Below are 18,439 nucleotides of genomic sequence, written 5' to 3' on the forward strand. Positions count from 1 at the left end.
TTATTGATTACTTTTTCGTTCGCTTGCTCTTTTTCCCGAAAGCAATGACTTAAATGTTTGCAGTGGCAGGTCTTCTGACTTGTTCTACTTTTTGAGGCCTTCCCATTCCTAAACAATATGGAACAGTGGCAAGGAGTATTTCAAAAAGCTATATTAGAACTTACAGCTACGGGTATAGTTCCGGATTTTCACCGGATTCCCTTTTCATTTCTACTTCTGATAATAGAGAAGTAAAAAACCAAATGCAGCGCAAATGTATACAAATTTTCTCTACAACTTTCCTAAAAAGATCGTTTATTCAACATCTTTTTACATCTGAATTAACTCGTGTGTAAAGTTTTTTTTAGGTAGGCAATTAACTCTTGAATACTGTTACAACAAGTAACACTTTCATTCTGATGGATCTCCCATTTCATAGTATCTTCCAGTAATTTCACACAACAGTCTCCTACTTGCTCACAGGTAACCTGATATCCTTCTCGAGACAAGGCTCGCTGCGTCCAAAATCCCATCACATCATTACCCAAAAGTTGTATGGTTTGTTTTTTCTGGTAATTCATAATAAAATTACCTGTCTTTCTATCGAAATTGAAAGATTTATTCTGAAAGGTATCTTCAATGCTTCTATTCAATACCAAATCTTCAGGAGCGCCCACTTTTATTGGTTGATTTCTTGCCATTAACCAAATTAAATCGGCTGCTTGTAAAGCCAAATCCAATTCATGAGTAGACATCAAAATGGCTTTATTGGTTTCTCTTGCCAAACGATGCAGCAAACGCATAATTTCAACACGGTTCGGTAGATCGAGATGCGCTGTAGGTTCATCCAACATGATTAATGGAGTATCTTGTGCCAAAGCTTTTGCAATCATTACCCTCTGACGCTCACCATCACTCAATTGATTGATATAGTGATTCGCGTAATGCAGTAATCCAACCTGTTCGAGAGCCCATTTTATTTTATCATTATCAGCATCAGATAATTTTCCCATCCAGGAAGTATACGGATGACGCCCCAAAGAAACGATATGATATACCGTAAGATTGCCAACATTAATCCTTTCTGTAAGAACAATACTAAGAAGTTGTGCAATTTCTTTAAAGTTTCTATCTCGAATGGGAATACCTTCAACCAAAGTGCGACCATCCAGTGGGGCTTGTATTCCGGCAATGGTTCTCATTAAAGTAGATTTACCTGCTCCATTGGGGCCAAGCAAACAAACCATTTCTCCCTTCCGAATCGTTAGGTTAATATCAGATAGCAAACACAAAGTATCTTTCTTCGATTGCTTGTAACCTATTGCAAGATCTTTGGTAACTAATATATTTTGATGCTCTCTCTCCTCTTTCATAGTTCCATTATCCACCAAAGGATGCTTTTACATTTCTACTCCTCATAATTACCCAAATCACTACTGGCCCACCAAATAAAGCTGTCACGGAATTAATAGGCAATGTATTTTGATTGCCTGGCAATTGAGAAAAAATATCACAAATTAGCATTATTGCAGCTCCAATTAGCACTACTGCTGGCATTAACACTTTATGACTTGCTGTTCTAAAAATGGAACGAGCAATATGTGGAACCGCAACCCCCACAAAAGCAATCGGTCCAGTAAATGCAGTTAATGTTCCTGCGATTAAAGCCGTGCTAATGATTACCGCAATTCTGGTTTTATTTACCGATATTCCTACTCCTCTAGCATAATTCTCTCCTAACAGCAATGCATCCATAGGCTTTATCAGGAAAAATGCCAAAATTAAACCTGCAAATACAATTGGTCCCATTACCTGCATCTCAACCCATGTCACACCCGCCAAGGAACCAAATGTCCAAACAATAAAACTCTGTATCTGTTCAGGTTCACTAAAGTATTGCAATATATTTACGATTGCCCCGGTAATACTTCCGAACATGATTCCTATAATCAATAATGAGACACTATCGGAAATTCGAATTGAGGCTAACGCTACCAGCAAAAACACAAGTGAAGCACCTGCAACAGCAGCAACCACCAAAGCCCAGTTTCCCAAAAAAGCGGAAACAACTCCAAAAAAGGCTGGAACAATTGCCGAGGCCATTACCATTAAAGCAACACCTAGGCTAGCACCGGAACTAATTCCCAGAACAAAAGGGCCTGCTAATGGATTTCTAAACAATGTTTGCATCATTAATCCTGTTACCGATAATCCTGCACCTACAAAAATGGCTGTTAATGCTTTGGGTAACCTAAAATTAAGAACAATATAATTCCACGAAGTTTTCACCTCATTTCCTGCCAATATCGCAAACACCTTTTCAAAAGGAATATTTACCGATCCAAAAATTAGATCTAGCAACAATAAAGTGATGATGATAAGGCTTAAACCGCCAAATAAAATAGATACAATTTTACCTTTCTGAGAAACCATAGTTCTGTTAATTCAATTTCTGATAAAAATGCAATTCATAATCCGGCAACAAGTCTGGATGTAAAATTTTAATAATGTCCTTAAATACCACATCAGGCTGAATGACTCCAGATTCAAACCAGTCATTAGCACCACTCTCCTTCATTCTTTTGGTATAACAGTATACTTGCTTTGTTTTGTAAGACTCAAACAAAGTATACCTATCATCCAGATTCTCCAGATCTTTTATTGTTTTGCATTGTCCAGGACCAAACCAAATATCGGCATCATGTTGTTTATCAAACACAGTTTCAAAACTTAAAGGCATACTCCCGCTCGTACTATCCGAAAACCAGCAATAATCTGCCTTCCCATCTCTAAGGAATTGAGCCAAATAAGATTGCCCTCCCGGCATATACCATGTGCCTTTAAAATTATATCCTGAAAGAATTGTAGGCTTATTTTTAACGGTAGTTACAATTGATTTTAAATCAATGTATCTTTTTTCAACCTCATCGAAATGTTTCTCTGCCTCAGCTTCTTTATTAAAAAAGGCAGCGATAAACTTGGCCCATTCGGCACGAGCCAAAGGCGAAGATTCCATCCATTCGATATTATACGCAACAGGCAATCCAGCTTGCATTAATTTAGTTTCTCTATCGGTAATCTTCATAAACCCAGCCACCATTACCAAATCTGGATCAATTTCAACAATCTTTTCGAAATTTAAGCTTTCAGAATGACCTACTGCCTGAATTTTACCAGCCTTAGCTCTCTTGTCTATTTCCTCATCGTAGATTCTATCACGTAAAGAAACGGCTACAATTTTATCCTCTACGCCCAAGAATTTCAAAATTCCGATTTGTGTGCTGGAAAGTGCCGCAATACTTTTAACAGGAACCTCTACCATCAAACCATCATCAGGAAGTTTTCCTTCAAATTGATCTCCTCTATTTTTAAGGTAATACTTCTGAAAAACCTTGCCTTCGTTCCAAGGATCCCAAACAATCAATTCCTTCAAATTATTATCAAGAATATTGATTTCGAATCCCTTTGCATACTTCAGTTTTGTTTGATGATAAAAAGCCTTATCAGCAATATCTGATTCTGAATTCTGTGAAGTCTTCTTTTTTTGCTCTCCTGATTGACATGCAACAAAACCTAAAACAGTCAGAAGTAACAAGTTTAGGCCGATCGTTTTTAATAAGTTCATTTCTTCCACAAATTATTGTGGGGAAGGATGATAAGAAAATACAATTCTTAAAATTATACTCCCGTTACTCAGTTCCCCGAAGTCACGAAATAGTTTCATTAATTAGGCAGGTATTCCGACTTAACTATCTTAGGAAAGTATTACGGCTGCGGGGACAGCTTTGGATTTTCACCAAATTCCCTTTTCATTCTTGAAACAAGAAACCCAATTGCTGCAAAGCTATGCAATATTTTGGAAATAAAAATAAGTTTTAGAACAATTGGAATTACTTGAATTCATAAAAAAAGAGATCAAACCAAGGCGGATCTAATCTCTTTATAAAAACACATTCAATATGGTATTACATTGCCACAATATCTTTCTTCATACCATACAAAACAAAAAGAACTTCTTCTTTTTCCTTTTGCCCAACATCATTCATTTCAAGTGCCTGCAATATATCATCAAGAACTGCATTAAACTCAACATCACTAATATTCATTCCCTTGTGAGTTGATAACATATCTTTTCCTTCATATACACTTGGGCCACCTGTTCCCATGATGAAAAAGTTAGCCGCACCTTTTTTTAAACTTGGAATGTCGCTCTTGGAAAAGCGTGGTGCAATTGCGGCATTTTTAAGATGTAGGTCAACAGTATCACTAGCAATTTTTGTAATCCCATCGCTTCCGCCTAATCTTTCGTAAAGTGATAACTCCATTATTAAATCCTCCTTATTTTAAAATAAACAAGAATTTACGGAGAATTACCAGCAATGTCAATTAATTAAACAAACTATAGCTCAACGAAATTAAATAAAATGGTATCTTTCTCATTCTAAATTATACAAATCAACAAGTATGAAAAAACTACTATTCGCATTGCTTTTCATCCCACTTATTGGGATGGCACAAGATCAAAAACTACCAGAACATTTCTCTTGCCTGGAGTATTTTATGGGTAATTGGAAAAGTGAGACAACCGGCAAAGCAGGAAAAGGAATTGGAAAGCAATCTTTTACTACAGAAATGAATGGTCGATATATTACATTAAATGTAGAAACCAAGTTTGACCCTAGCGAAAAATATCCTGAAGGTGAGTTACATATCGATAAAGGATACATCAGCTTCGATGGATTTCGTAAGAAAATCATCTATCGACAATTTAATATCGAAGGCTATGTAAATCAATTTGTGTTAGATAATTCGAAAGAAGGTGTATTTGTTTTTGAAACAGAAGCCATAGAAAATGTTCCAAAGGGATTTAGGGCAAGAATCACTTTTGAGATCGTGGACGAAAACACATTTAAAGAAGGATTCGAATTGGCTGCTCCAGGAAAAGATTATTCGGGATGCATATATAATACATGGAAACGTATAAAATAGATGATATAAAAAAGGACACGCAATGCGTGTCCCTACATTAAATTATTTCGCTGCACTTCTAGTTTCTCTGTAAATTCATCCATATCTTTTGTAATGAATTCATGAACTACAATCTCCGGTTGCACTTCCGCAATGATTTCCTTTACTCGTTCTGATTGAAAAGGCAAATGCTGATCGATTTGCAAAACATGCTTACGAGCTGCCGAATATTTTTCGCGATGAGTAAGTTTTTCCCAATCCTGAGGAAAACCATTTTGTATCTGTTTCAACTGATACTCTCCCGACAAACTGCAATTCAGGTGCAAACTTTTAATTTTGGCTTGTACATCTTTTGACAATCTTGATATTCTATCCAAAACAAAATCGATGGCCTCATCCTCACAACGCAGAGCGGGATTGGTATTCATTAAATGCCCTGTATCCAACAAAACATTCCAATTGCTGAACTCTAACCTTCCTGCAAAATCATCAACCTCTGCTGGAAATAGCAGATCCAAACCTGGCCACCACAAATTTTCTATAGCCAAAGTAACCGGAGGTTCTCCATCGGTGAATTCCTGTGCCGTACGGTTTAGCATCTCTGCCAAGTTGGAACTCACTTCGGTATTCTTATAAGTAAAATCACGTGAAAAGGCATGATCCAACTCAACATGGGCAGCATGAATAACTGCATGGGCCGGATTAAACAGGCTAGCATTCTCCCACAACTTCTTTTGCGTTTGCACCATTTCGGAAGCATTTCTTCCTCCACAACAAAATTGCAAGTAATCATTATTTACATCCGGGAAATAATATTTTGCAGCTTCCTCTCCTTTTCGCCAAACATCCAACCAGGTTACCCAAAACGGCAAATGAATTGATTTTACTACTTCCTTTGGGATTTCATCAGATGGATGATCGTACCCTATTAGTAACTCCACACCATCTAATTCTTTTGTATTGATATATTCTTTTAATCCCTCCCATTTGTTATCGAATCGATCCACATCAGAAGGATGAACTGAAAAGTCAATTAAGTTTTGGTAGCTCATTGTCTAAAAATTTTGCACCAAAAATAGTTCAATACCAATAAGCAATCAAAACGATTGGTAAAATATATTAATCTGTGAGTGCATATTAGCACAGAATAAAATTTTTCAAAAAGAATCGAGATTGCAATTTTAATGATTCAAATGAGCATTTTCGAAGCAGGTTTTTCTATCACTTTTTTATGAGCTCAAGCTAAAAAATGACGTTTTGCCTCTTTTTCGAAAATTCCGTAAACGTTATCATAAACATGCAAAATGGTCAAATCATGTTAATAATGACAAAATTCTTTATTAAATCTGTGTAACGCAAACAATTTCGGGAGTTTCCGCAACCGTTATAAGTTCATTTTTTTGTTATTTCTCCACTTTTCGAGGATTTTATTTAGATCATTTCTACGAATAATACATAGATTTACAATGTCAGCATAAGAGAAATATCAAGAGCTGATTTTATTAACATTTAATTATTAAATTTTATTTGTATGAAAACAAAAAATGTAAATCTTAAAGGAATTGTTTTGGGAGCATTACTATTCTTAGGCGCAAGTTCAGCTTTTGCCACCGGTAACATCAAAATCAATCAGTATTTGGACACAGATTTGTCTATCGTTTCTATCATCAACCCTACTGAATCGGTTTTAAAAATGAAGATCTACGATAGAGAAGGAAACCTATACTACTCTAAAAAAGTAAATAGCGCTACTACAGATCAGAAACTATTTGACTTTTCTTATTTGGAAGATGGTATTTATAAAATTGTACTAAGTGGTGCAGATGAAAATGTTGAAAAAGAGTTCGTTATTGAAGGAAAAAAACTTAAAGTTACAGACGCTAAAGAACTTGCTGAAAAAACTTTATTCAGATCTAAAGACAACGACTTGTTCGTGAGCTACCTTTCTTTTGAAAATACGACTTTCAACCTTTCAATTACTGATGAATTAGGAAATGAAGTATTCGAAGAATCATATACATCAGCTCCAACTTTTTCAAAGAAGTTTAATGTTACTGCATTACCTGAAGGAGAGTACAAAGTACGTTTAGTTTCAAACAACAAAGAATACAATTATGCCTTCAGAAAATAATGACCAATGTGGGTTGTGTGACCAGATGATTCCAATGAATCACAAATTTTTAATAAGTGTATCCCATTCATGTTAGAGATACACTTATTTTTTGTCCAATATTTTAGGATGTTTACACTTCCGGAAAAACCAACTATCCCATTACATAACTGATCAACGGATAAGCAAGCTACTCCCAAAAAAACATCATTCCTTCTTACCCATCATTTCACTTTCTTCTTAAGACACAGAAAACTGTTAAGGTTTCTTAAAAAACTGTTAAAAAAAATTCAAGGACATAAAACTTTACAATTTTCTTCTACTTTTGTTAGCTCATGAAATGGTTTACCTTCATATTATCACTTTATGCACTGCTTCTAACAGTAGTTCCTTGTAACGATGCCCATGCATTCACTCAAGACAAATCAAACTATGAGTTGGTTGATGGAAGTGATCACATGAATGAAAATCATATTGATACCTGTTCCCCATTCTGCGCATGTACCTGCTGCCAATTAATGGTCAAAGTAAACTTTACAACAATTGACCTTTCTACTCAGGAAACAGTATCCGAACAATATAATTTCCAAAAAGACTTTGTGGAAAACTATCACCCTGATTGTTTCCACCCTCCTATTGTTTAAGTCTGACTTCGATTTTTCGAATCAATCTTTTATGTCAGTTCATGTTGTGAACTAGACGAGTGTACTCCTGCTCTTGCTGCAGCTTGACAGTTTACATTCTTTCACAATGTTATACATCTCGGTTAACTCACAATTGAACTGACTTTAATTAATTGTCCGACTTAAACAAAATAATATGATAGATAAAATAATTTCGTATTCTATTCAGAACAAACTGATAATAGGACTTTTTACTCTTGCACTAATTGCTGCAGGTTTATGGTCTATGAAAAAGGTACCTTTAGATGCAGTACCAGATATAACAAATAATCAAGTACAAGTAATTACAACTGCTCCTAATTTAGGCACTACGGATATTGAGCAATTCGTAACTTATCCTGTTGAACTTGCCATGTCAAACCTTCCAGGAGTAAATGAAATTCGCTCAGTTTCCAGATTTGGGCTCTCAGTTGTTACTGTAGTTTTCGATGATGATAAAGGAACTTACCTTCCACGCCAGGTAGTTAGCGAAAAATTAGGCGAAGTGGCAGAGCAAATTCCAGAAGGATTTGGAACGCCTTTTATGGGACCAATCTCTACAGGTTTAGGTGAAATCTACCAATATACACTTGAAGTAGATCCAAAATTTGAAAGTAAATATTCTCCAACTGATTTGCGTAGCATTCAAGATTGGATTGTTCGTAGACAAATGGCTATGGTTCCAGGTGTAGTAGAGATCAATAGTATGGGGGGTAATCAGAAACAATATGAGGTAGCCATAGATCCAAATCGCTTGCTTGCTAACCAACTTAGTTTAGCTCAAGTTTTCGATGCACTAAAAGATAATAATGAAAATACAGGTGGTGCTTATATCGAAAAAGATCACAAGGCAAACTTTATTCGCGGAGAAGGAATCCTACGCACCAAATCTGATATTGAAAACATTGTAGTTTCAGTACAAAACAACACTCCAATTTTAGTAAAAGATATTGCTGAAGTTCGTTTCGGATCGGCAGTTCGCTACGGAGCTTTTACAAAAAATGGCAAAGAAGCAGTTGGAGGTATCATCATGATGATTAAAGATGGAAATTCAAATGATGTAATTACCGATGTAAAGGAGAGAATTGCTCAAATTCAAAAATCACTTCCGGAAGGAGTTAGCATAGAACCCCTTTTGGATAGAAGTAAACTGATAGAAAAAACAACTTCAACCGTTTCAGGCAATCTTATTGAAGGTGGATTGATTGTAATTTTTATTCTAGTAATTCTGCTTGGAAACTGGAGAGGTGGATTAATCGTTGCTTCTACCATCCCTCTCTCGTTGCTGTTTGCCTTTATCATGATGAATATCTTCGGTGTTTGGGCCAACCTCATGAGTTTAGGAGCAATTGACTTTGGTATTATTGTAGATGGTGCTGTAATTATTGTAGAAAGTATCGTCTTTTATCTCTCAAGACAACTCAAAAAACCTTCATCTGATGAAATGAATGATCTGACCCAAAAATCCTCATCGAAAATGATGAACTCTGCATTCTTTGGTCAATTCATTATCCTTATTGTATTCATTCCTATCCTGGCTCTAGAGGGTGTGGAAGGTAAGATGTTCCGCCCTATGGCTCAAACATTCGCTTTTGCATTAATTGGAGCTATGATTCTATGTTTGACTTACGTTCCAATGATTTCTTCAATTTTTCTTAAAAAATCGAAGAGTGATAAACCCGGGTTTGGTGATAAGATTGTGAAAGGGATTGAAAATTTCTTTGAACCAATTCTAGCTGCAGCACTACGCAGAGGCAAAATAGTACTGATAGGTTCAATTGCCATACTGATCTCTTCAATCGTTTTATTTTCGCGAATGGGGGGAGAGTTTATTCCTCAATTGGATGAAGGAGATCTGGCTTTTCATGCAATTTTAAAACCAGGATCTTCCCTATCGGAAACAGTAGCTACCACAACAAGAATTGAAAAACTTTTAAAAGAAACTTATCCTGAAATTACAACCATTGCCAGTAGAATTGGTGTAGCTGAAGTTCCAACCGATCCGATGCCAATGGATATTGCTGATGTATTTGTTCTTTTAAAACCACAAGATGAATGGACTTCAGCAGAAAACAAAGATGAACTGATCGAAAAAATGAAGGCAACGGTACATACCATTCCTGGTGTGAACTACGAATTTACCCAACCAATCGAAATGCGTTTTAACGAATTGTTAACAGGAGTTCGTGAGGATATTGCCATCAAATTATTTGGTGAAGATTTAGATATTTTGGCCACAAAAGCAGAAGAAATTGGAAAAATAATAGCAGGTACCGATGGAGTGGCCGATATGAAGGTTGAAGCTACAGCTGGTCTTCCGCAAATAACTGTAAACTATAAGAGTGATATGTTAGCTCGTTATGGATTGAGCGTTGTACAATTAAATCAATTGGTATCCTCGGCCTTTGCAGGTGGGACTGCAGGCATCATCTTCGAAGGTGAAAAAAGATTTGATTTGGTTGTTCGTTTAAATCAAAAAAACAGAACCAACATTAATGATATTCGTGAATTATATATAACACTTTCAAACGGATCTCAAATTCCACTGCGCGAAGTTGCTGACATTAACTATGAAGGTGGTCCTATGCAAATTTCAAGAGAGAATACTGCAAGAAGAACCTATGTTGGGATTAACGTTCGAGGCAGAGATATAAAATCTCTGGTTGAAGAAATTCAGGAAAAATTAGATCAAAACCTAGATCTTCCGGCAGGATATTACATCCGTTACGGGGGTGCATTTGAGAACCTGGAAAGAGCATCGAAAAGATTACAGGTAGTGATTCCAATTGCACTGGGCTTAATTTTCCTATTGATCTTTTTCGCACTCAAATCGATGAAGCAATCGGTAATGATTTATATGGCAATTCCCTTTGCAGCCATTGGGGGCATCTACTCTCTTTGGTTACGCGACATGCCTTTCAGCATCTCGGCAGGTGTAGGATTCATCGTACTATTTGGTGTTGCAGTTCTTAATGGCTTAGTATTAATCAGTAGCTTAAATGAATTAAAAGAAGAAGGTATCACAAATATAAAGGATAGAATTCTACAAGGAACAAGAAGAAGAATTCGTCCGATTCTATTAACAGCATCCACAGATGTATTGGGTTTCTTACCAATGGCAATTTCCACCTCGGCAGGAGCAGAAGTGCAAAGACCATTGGCTACGGTAGTTATTGGAGGACTTTTAACCTCTACTCTATTGACATTAATTGTATTGCCAATTCTTTATCAATGGTTAGAAAATCGTTCCGAAAAAAGATTGTCCAAAAAAGTAATTCCTGCTGTAGCGACGGTTGCTTTATTATTTTTCTTTAGCGGAAATGTAAATGCCCAAGAAGCGATCTCAAAAGAAATTACATTAAGCAAAGCAATTGAATTGGCAAAAAACAATTATCCAAGTATTGAAGCTGCACGTTTGGAAATTGAAAGACAAAAGCAATTGAAAAAAACAAGTCTAGATTTGGGTGAGACAGTTATATCCTGGGGAGAAGACAGTAAAGGTGGAAGTGAAACATCTACAAGAACAATTGGTTTTGAACAATCGAATATTGATATCTTCTCAACTAATGCCAAGAACAAGTATCAAGAAACTCAGATTGAGTTGGCCAATATTCACAAATCCCTTACGATAATGAATGTTGAAAGTGCTGTACGCAAGAGTTGGAATCAAGCTGTTATAAAGAAAAAACGTTTACTCTTGGCCAACGAATTAGATTCAATTTATACTGGTTTTGAAAGAGCTGCAAAACTTCGATACGAAGCAGAAGCAACTTCAAAACTGGAATGGCTAATGGCAACCAATCAGGCAAAACAAATTCGAATTGCAATGCAAGAAAGCGAAGCACAATATCAGAATAGTATCACAGAATTGAACTTCTGGTTAAAAGCTGATTACAAATTCGACGTTCCTTCATCTGTAAAAGATAGCAAAGAGTTGAATTTAAACAATTCCAATTTGAAGAATCATCCTCTTATGGATCTGGCCAACAAGAATACCAAAGCTCAACAAGCATTGGTAAAAGTGGAACAAAGGGCACTGCTACCTAAATTAAACCTACAATATGACATTCAAAAAATAGGAAATCAAACCGGATATTATTCCTATCAGGCAGGTATCAGTATTCCCTTATGGAATCGCCCACAAAAAGGAAGAATTAAGGCAGCTAAAACAAACGCACAAATTGCCAGTCTACAAGAAGAAGAACAAAAAATGTTGTTATTAAATGAATTGAAACAAGTAAATCAAAACTATCAGCAATATTATCGCAGCATTGATTATTTTGAAAAAGAAGCACTTCCCATTGCCAATGAACAAATAAAAGGTGCCCAATTGGCATATAAAAAAGGGGAATTGGATTACTTACAATTCTCGAAAAATCTGGAAGAAGCCATTGCCATAAAACAAACTTACCTGAATAAACTGGAGAGTTATTTGGAATCTGTAAACAGAGTTCAATACCTTACAAACAGCTACTAAAAAGCCTGATAATCCAGTAAATTTTAATCATTAAATAAGAATATCATGAAGATTAACAAATATATCATACCAGTAATTATTTTTTCGAACTCATTATTTTTTGTTTCCTGTGATTCTAAATCTCAGAAAGTAATTATTGAAGTTAATGAACCTAAAGAAGAAGGACACAATGAAAATATTGTTCGAATTAGTGAAGAACAGGATGAAGTGCTTCAATTAAAATTTGAACATTTGAAAAAAATGAATTTGAGTGAGTTTGTAAGCACATCAGGCAAACTCCAAGTTCCACCTCAAAACCAAGCCAGTATTAGTTCGCCTATAGGAGCAAATGTTGCATCTATTAATGTAATCGAAGGTGATATCGTTCAAAAGGGACAAGTTTTAGCAACCCTTACTCATCCAGCTTTAATTCAACTGCAAGTTGATTACCAAGAAAGTATTAACCAATTAGAGTACCTGAAAAAGGATTACGAAAGACAGGAAATGCTATTGAAAAACAATGTTGCATCGGGCAAACAGTTTCAACAAGTCAAATCGGAATATTTAAGTTTAAAGGCTAAGAACAAAGGCTTGGAGGCAAAACTTCAATTATTAAACATCAATCCTTCCTCGGTAAGAAATGGTAATATTAACAACAGTGTTCCGGTATTGTCAACAATTAGTGGAGCCATTAGCAAGGTTGAAGTAAATTTGGGTAAATACATCGAACCTCAAACAGAATTGTTTGAAGTTTTAAATACGGATGAATTACATGCCGATTTAAAAATTTTTGAAAGTGACATCACAAAAGTGAAGAAAGAACAAGATGTTGTTTTCCAGATCAACAATCAAAATGGAAAAAGTTATAAAGCCAAAATAACAACCATAGGTAAATCTTTCGAAGAAAATCCAAGAGCTGTCATGGTTCACTCTACAGTAAGCACAAAAAATACCGGATTATTACCAGGCATATTTATTACAGGAAAAATCATGACCGGAGAAAGCCAAGTACTTGCAGTTCCGGAAGCTGCGGTTGTTACCGAAGGTGATAAATCATTCATCTTTATTGTGAGTCACGAAGAAGAAGACGAACATGGACACAATGAAGAGGCCAACACACACAAGGAAGAAGATAAGCATGGACATGGTGATGAAGCACATGAAGGAGGTGCAAAAATCACATTAAAAATGATAGAAATAGTTACCGGAGTAAAAGATCGTGGCTTTATAGAAATTAAACCTTTGGAAAAATTAGACAATGAAACACTGGTAGCTCAAAATGCAGCCTACTATTTGCTTGCCGAAATGAAAAAGGGCGAAGCAGAACACAGTCATTAAAATTATAGTCTGTAGTAAGTTCAACCATAGGTCGAACACAATAGTTGTTTGGCTTATGGTTTTTCATTTATTAATTCATATTAAACAAATTATATGAAAAATTCTCCACAAATTATACTTATAATTTTAGTGTTTTTGCAATTTAATTATCAAGCAATAGCAGCTGATGAGTTTAAAATAAAAACCGATAGTTTAAGTTTACATCAACCTCAAAAAAATAATTTATTAGATCTGGGAAGTTTAACTGCTGCAGGTATAATTGGCACAGGTGTTTTCCTAGAGTTTTCGAAACATAAAGATCATTGGTACACCAGTAAATTCGCATTCCAAGATGAAGTATTTAAACAAATTCACGATTATACAACTGTTGTTGACGATTACACACAATTTGCTCCATTGGGTATATCGCTCGGTTTAATTGCATTAAATAAACCTGGTAACAACAAACGAATGGGACAAATTTCCCGACTGCTTACTTCCGAAATTATTGGACTTACAGTAATGGGAAAACTAAAAACTTCCACCAAAAGAAGACGTCCCAACGGAATTGCAATCACCTCTTTTCCCTCAGGACATACCACACAAGCATTTATTGGAGCTAGATATCTGGACAAAGAATTTGGCGCAAACTATCCATGGCTTAAATACACAGGCTATGTACTAGCAACCTTTACTGGAGTATCAAGAGTAATGAACAATGCACACTGGATTTCGGATATTTTAGTTGGTGCCGGAATAGGAATTCTTTCTGTGGATCTCACCTATTGGGCTTTCGACAAACTAAAGAAAAAAAATATTAGTATATCGCCAATAATTGTAAGGAAAGGCGCAGGACTTAAATTTAATATATTGCTTTAAGAAATTTACAGCTTTCAAAATTGCATAAAAAACATCCCTTACTAATAGGGATGTTTTGATATTATTAAAGAAATAACATGCAATATTTAAGCTTCCACAACCTCTGGTTGTTGTTCAATATTTGTTGGTGAAGCCACCTCTTTTTCTATCTTCTTTTCAACAGGGACTGACTTGCGAACCCTTTTTAGGATATGAGAGAACATATACTCTTCTGCTTTTAGTTTGTCTTTTTTCATCAAAAGCTTTCCAGTTCGTGAAACATCACTAAGTATCGCCCATAACTTGTCGAACTCACCATTGTTACTTGCAACCAATTGTTTTCTTTCGCTCATTTTTTCATCCTGCTGCTCATTCAGCTCCTTCACTTTTAGAGTCATACTTACAATCTCGCTTCCTATCTCTTCTTTGTAACCTTTTACTTTCAAAGCTTCCAGGTTATTAATCACATTCTGTTGAACAAGTTTAATTCTAAGCAAATAACCTTCAACATTCTTCTTTCGCAATTCCTTTTTAGCTTCCTTAATACCAAAATCAGAAAATTTAATAGTCAGGCTTTTGTTTGCACGTTGTGCATAGGCGGATGTAAAATCCAATTTATCAACAATATCGCTCATAAGATGATACATTTCATCAGTTATCTGTTTCAGATCTGCCGTAAGATGACTTGCCAAGTTAAGCTGTTCTACTTTCTGAATTTGACTTAGCCAGTTGGCCTCATAGTCATCATTGTATTCAGGTGAAAAATCTTCGAACTGAACACGATCACGCTTAAAACGATTCAATAAGAAATTTCCTACAACTGGTAATTCTTCTTGTCTGAACTTGTAATACTTAGCACTCATTTTTAAAAGATTTAATGTTAATATTAATAAATTTGATATTTAATACTCAAGCTTACCTTCTATTAAACCATCCCCTCTTCCTATTTTCCTTCTTCTGGTTTATTCCTATCTTCTTATTTTTAATTATTTTTTTCTTCCTTTTTTTGGGTAGGGATTTCCTCTTTCTGATTCCCCCTCACATTTTTAAGGTCGGTTTGTTTACTTTTTCTCTCTTATTTACTCTTTCAAGATCGGAATGCTTAATTTCTGTTTCCTCTGCCTTTTTTAGGTGTCGGTTTATCTACTTTTTCATTCCACCATCTATTTTCAAGGTCGGATTGTCTACTTTCTGTTTCCCCCTTCCTTTTTTTTTGGAGCTCGGATTGCTTTTTTTCTTTTTCTGGTTTACTATTTTCTAACTTTTTGTTTTATCTACTTTTGCTTTTATTCTTTTCTTCCGCTTTTTATTCTATTTTTTCTCTTTCTATCACTTCATTAATTTATAAATCGCTTCTTCTTACACACGAATGCTTAAGAGTAGATTCTTTCATATAGATTTTGAAATCTTGTCCTGAAATATTGGAGAACTATATTCCAAAAAAGCAGAGTCTTCTAAAAGTTTAACCATAGATTTCTTATTTTTCATTCACTAAATTAATAGTTTACATGAATATGTCAAATTATATTGAAGGATTTTTTCTTAGTTAATCATGATTTTATTCTTCATTATCAACACCTACCAGCCTCTCATCATGATTTCATTAGCAAATAAATGAATCTTATTTTCCAATTTTTAAGTTCTTATTAGATCAATTATTTTCACAATTTCATATCAAAAAGCTTTCCACTCCATTTGTATTTATTTATCAGAAACAATATCTTCATGCTCGCTTAAAAAGAAAGACAATACGTACCATTTAAATTTTAATTAGATGAAAAAACTATTATTTGCTATCGCAATCTGCGGATTCGTACTAAGCTCTTGTGGTAATAAAACAAAAACTGCTAATGCTGAAGAAAAAGCTTGTTGCTCAAAAGAAAAAACTGAAGTAGTTGCTGAGAAAAATGACGAGTGCAAAGGAGAATGTGCTGGTTGTACTCATGGCACAAAAACTGAAGCTACTGCTGAAACCGCAGAAAAGAAATGCTCAGGAGAATGTGACCACCACAAAGCAGAAGCAACAACAGACTGCAAGAGTGATTGCAAAAAAGAATGTAGCAAGGAATCGTAAGCTTACATACATGAATATAGAAAAGGTCGCAGAAAAATCTGCGGCCTTTTTTGTTACATGCATTTTATATTTATCGATCATCCATTTAAAATCAAATTTGTTTTGCATTGTGATATTCAGTAATTTAAATAGAATAACAAAATAATCTGCAATATTCACAAGTACTGTAGGTTATCACAAAAACTTCTTAATCATTCACCTTAAACAAATTTCAACATGGCTAAAGTTATTATTTTCGGAATATTGGATACAGCCGAATTGGCTCATTGGTACCTTGAGAATGATAGTGAGCACGAAGTAGTTGCTTTCACTGTAAACCAAGAATATATAAAAGAAGACTCATTTAAAGGATTGCCAGTGGTTGCATTCGAAAGTTTGGAAGATAAATATCCACCAAGCCAATACAAATTGTTTGCACCAATGACCGGAAGAAAAATGAATCAGTTAAGAGAGAAGATATACCGGGCGGGAAAAGAAAAAGGTTATGAATACATTTCATACATCAGTTCAAAAGCAACGATATGTGACAATGAAATAGGAGAAAACTGTTTTATTCTTGAGGATAACACATTACAACCTTTCACAAAAATAGGCAATAACGTAGTTCTTTGGAGCGGTAACCACATTGGACATCATGGCGAAATAAAAGATCATGTATTTTTCACATCGCACGTTGTAATGTCGGGACACTGCACCATCGAATCGCATTGTTTTTTGGGCGTTAATGCTACCATCAGAGATTATTCGCATTTGGCAAAAGGCACTTTACTTGCTATGGGTGCAAGTTTAACAAAACAAAACACTGAAGAATGGGGAGTTTATGTAGGAAACCCTGCTAAAAAACTTGAAGGTAAAATCAGCCACGAGCTATATTAGTCGCTAAATAATTCTATTACAATCAAATCCATGAAGTATTTTTCATGGATTTTTTATTAAGAAATCATAATCATATGATTTAGGTATTGGATTTCTTTTTTTGAAAATTTATATTTGTCGCAAACATTTTCGAAAATGAGGAGTTTGAAAAATAATCTGATGTTCTTAGCATTGATAATACCTGTTTTGGTATTATTAGCTCATGATATCATTCCTCATCATCACCATGGCGATCATGGGCATGTACATGGCAATCAGGATTATCACCAAAATTCTCATTCCCATAAATCTGGCACAAATTGTCATCACAAGGATTCAGATACTCATCATCTTGAATTTACCACCGAAAAAAAGGACGTGGATGACTTGTTCTTTGTACACAAACATGGGCAAAACGAAAAAAACACATGCTTCCTTACTCATCACAGGGTACAAAAAGAAATCAAATATCAAGTTTTTCTGAAATCAGACCATATCGATTATGGATATAGGGAAAATATTGAAAAAAGTAAATATTACATTGTAGATTTCAGGCTTCCATACGAACCGCTCAGGCTCATCCCTCACAGGAGAGGTCCACCCAATTTATTCTTCGCCTAAGACTGTAATTCAACAACTTATTAAAGTTGTGTTGATATTATTGTATAATACCCTCACATATTATAATACAATAAAATCACGCGTAAATACACAAAGTATTCAAATCATTTATAACAAAAGTTGTAGAGGTTTCACTTGGTATTCTTAAATGAATTGCCATGAGATACCCACAACCTAACTCAAATTTCAATCCAATGAAAAAATTATTATTTGTTCTGTCCATTTGTGGACTAGTATTTACCTCATGTGGTAATGCAGGTAAAAAATCAGAGAAAAAAGAAGAAATCCATTCACATGAAGGACACGATCACGACCATGGTGATGGAGCACATTCACACTCTCATGATAGCGATGCACATGATCAAGAAGAATTTGATGTTGATAGCACCAAGCACGAAGATGGACACGATCATGAGCATGGACATGACCACGATCACGAACACAATCATTAAGCATTAATGCTGATTCGGAGGTAACTTTCTCCGAATCAGCCTATGAAATTTTGAGTTATAAATACAAGAATAGAAAAAATGAAACGT

The 18,439-nt window shown here is 35.2% G+C and carries 16 protein-coding genes and 2 riboswitches; of the genes, 10 read left to right on the forward strand and 6 right to left on the reverse strand.

The window, feature by feature from the left end:
* Positions 1-47 precede the first annotated feature (47 nt).
* A riboswitch (cobalamin riboswitch) is annotated at positions 48-258 on the reverse strand.
* Positions 259-320: 62 nt separating this feature from the next.
* The 4 genes from ACKPCA_RS08555 to ACKPCA_RS08570 form a co-directional block, all read right to left on the reverse strand.
* Positions 321-1,367, reverse strand: a complete 1,047-nt coding sequence (locus ACKPCA_RS08555) for an ABC transporter ATP-binding protein (RefSeq protein ID WP_321282450.1) — start codon at positions 1,365-1,367, stop codon at positions 321-323.
* Positions 1,360-2,412, reverse strand: coding sequence for an iron ABC transporter permease (locus ACKPCA_RS08560; RefSeq protein WP_321282451.1), 1,053 nt, complete (start codon positions 2,410-2,412; stop codon positions 1,360-1,362). The genes ACKPCA_RS08555 and ACKPCA_RS08560 overlap by 8 nt, the downstream gene beginning before the upstream one ends.
* 7 nt (positions 2,413-2,419) lie before the next feature.
* Positions 2,420-3,604, reverse strand: a complete 1,185-nt coding sequence (locus ACKPCA_RS08565; protein ID WP_321282452.1) for an ABC transporter substrate-binding protein — start codon at positions 3,602-3,604, stop codon at positions 2,420-2,422.
* Positions 3,605-3,692: 88 nt separating this feature from the next.
* A riboswitch (cobalamin riboswitch) is annotated at positions 3,693-3,827 on the reverse strand.
* 117 nt (positions 3,828-3,944) lie between these two features.
* On the reverse strand, positions 3,945-4,304 hold the full coding sequence (locus ACKPCA_RS08570; protein WP_321282453.1) for a group I truncated hemoglobin: 360 nt from the start codon (positions 4,302-4,304) through the stop codon (positions 3,945-3,947).
* 139 nt (positions 4,305-4,443) lie between these two features.
* Here ACKPCA_RS08570 and ACKPCA_RS08575 point away from each other — a divergent pair, with 139 nt between their 5' ends.
* Positions 4,444-4,968, forward strand: a complete 525-nt coding sequence (locus tag ACKPCA_RS08575; protein WP_321282454.1) for a hypothetical protein — start codon at positions 4,444-4,446, stop codon at positions 4,966-4,968.
* A gap of 32 nt (positions 4,969-5,000) precedes the next feature.
* Here ACKPCA_RS08575 and ACKPCA_RS08580 read toward each other — a convergent pair whose 3' ends face one another.
* Complete coding sequence (locus ACKPCA_RS08580) at positions 5,001-5,999, reverse strand: apurinic/apyrimidinic endonuclease family protein (protein ID WP_321282455.1); 999 nt, start codon at positions 5,997-5,999, stop codon at positions 5,001-5,003.
* A gap of 479 nt (positions 6,000-6,478) precedes the next feature.
* Here ACKPCA_RS08580 and ACKPCA_RS08585 point away from each other — a divergent pair, with 479 nt between their 5' ends.
* The 5 genes from ACKPCA_RS08585 to ACKPCA_RS08605 all read left to right on the forward strand — a co-directional run bounded on the left by ACKPCA_RS08585 (position 6,479) and on the right by ACKPCA_RS08605 (position 14,371).
* On the forward strand, positions 6,479-7,078 hold the full coding sequence (locus ACKPCA_RS08585; RefSeq protein ID WP_321282456.1) for a hypothetical protein: 600 nt from the start codon (positions 6,479-6,481) through the stop codon (positions 7,076-7,078).
* Positions 7,079-7,392: 314 nt separating this feature from the next.
* Complete coding sequence (locus ACKPCA_RS08590) at positions 7,393-7,701, forward strand: DUF6660 family protein (protein WP_321282457.1); 309 nt, start codon at positions 7,393-7,395, stop codon at positions 7,699-7,701.
* Positions 7,702-7,876: 175 nt separating this feature from the next.
* A complete protein-coding gene (locus ACKPCA_RS08595) occupies positions 7,877-12,196 on the forward strand; it encodes a CusA/CzcA family heavy metal efflux RND transporter (RefSeq protein ID WP_321282458.1) in 4,320 nt (1,439 codons plus the stop codon).
* 45 nt (positions 12,197-12,241) lie between these two features.
* Positions 12,242-13,513, forward strand: coding sequence for an efflux RND transporter periplasmic adaptor subunit (locus ACKPCA_RS08600; protein WP_321282459.1), 1,272 nt, complete (start codon positions 12,242-12,244; stop codon positions 13,511-13,513).
* Between the two features lie 93 nt (positions 13,514-13,606).
* Entirely contained in the window at positions 13,607-14,371 is a 765-nt protein-coding gene (locus ACKPCA_RS08605; protein WP_321282460.1) for a phosphatase PAP2 family protein, read from the forward strand.
* A gap of 86 nt (positions 14,372-14,457) precedes the next feature.
* Here the strand turns inward: ACKPCA_RS08605 and ACKPCA_RS08610 are convergent, their stop codons facing one another.
* Positions 14,458-15,213, reverse strand: a complete 756-nt coding sequence (locus ACKPCA_RS08610; protein WP_321282461.1) for a hypothetical protein — start codon at positions 15,211-15,213, stop codon at positions 14,458-14,460.
* A 911-nt stretch (positions 15,214-16,124) separates the two neighbouring features.
* Between ACKPCA_RS08610 and ACKPCA_RS08615 the strand changes: the two genes are divergently transcribed.
* From ACKPCA_RS08615 to ACKPCA_RS08630, 4 genes are all read left to right on the forward strand, one after another.
* Positions 16,125-16,424 carry a hypothetical protein gene (locus tag ACKPCA_RS08615; RefSeq protein WP_321282462.1) on the forward strand — a complete coding sequence of 100 codons (300 nt, stop codon included), beginning with the start codon at positions 16,125-16,127 and terminating at the stop codon, positions 16,422-16,424.
* 216 nt (positions 16,425-16,640) lie between these two features.
* On the forward strand, positions 16,641-17,300 hold the full coding sequence (locus tag ACKPCA_RS08620; RefSeq protein ID WP_321282463.1) for an acetyltransferase: 660 nt from the start codon (positions 16,641-16,643) through the stop codon (positions 17,298-17,300).
* 135 nt (positions 17,301-17,435) lie between these two features.
* The gene (locus tag ACKPCA_RS08625; protein ID WP_321282464.1) at positions 17,436-17,900 is read left to right on the forward strand and encodes a hypothetical protein; all 465 of its coding nucleotides are present in this window, start codon (positions 17,436-17,438) and stop codon (positions 17,898-17,900) included.
* A 194-nt stretch (positions 17,901-18,094) separates the two neighbouring features.
* Positions 18,095-18,352, forward strand: a complete 258-nt coding sequence (locus ACKPCA_RS08630) for a hypothetical protein (RefSeq protein ID WP_321282465.1) — start codon at positions 18,095-18,097, stop codon at positions 18,350-18,352.
* The last annotated feature ends 87 nt before the right edge of the window (positions 18,353-18,439 follow it).

Origin of the sequence: Marinifilum fragile, assembly GCF_963677365.1 — a bacterium.
GTDB lineage: Bacteria > Bacteroidota > Bacteroidia > Bacteroidales > Marinifilaceae > Marinifilum > Marinifilum fragile.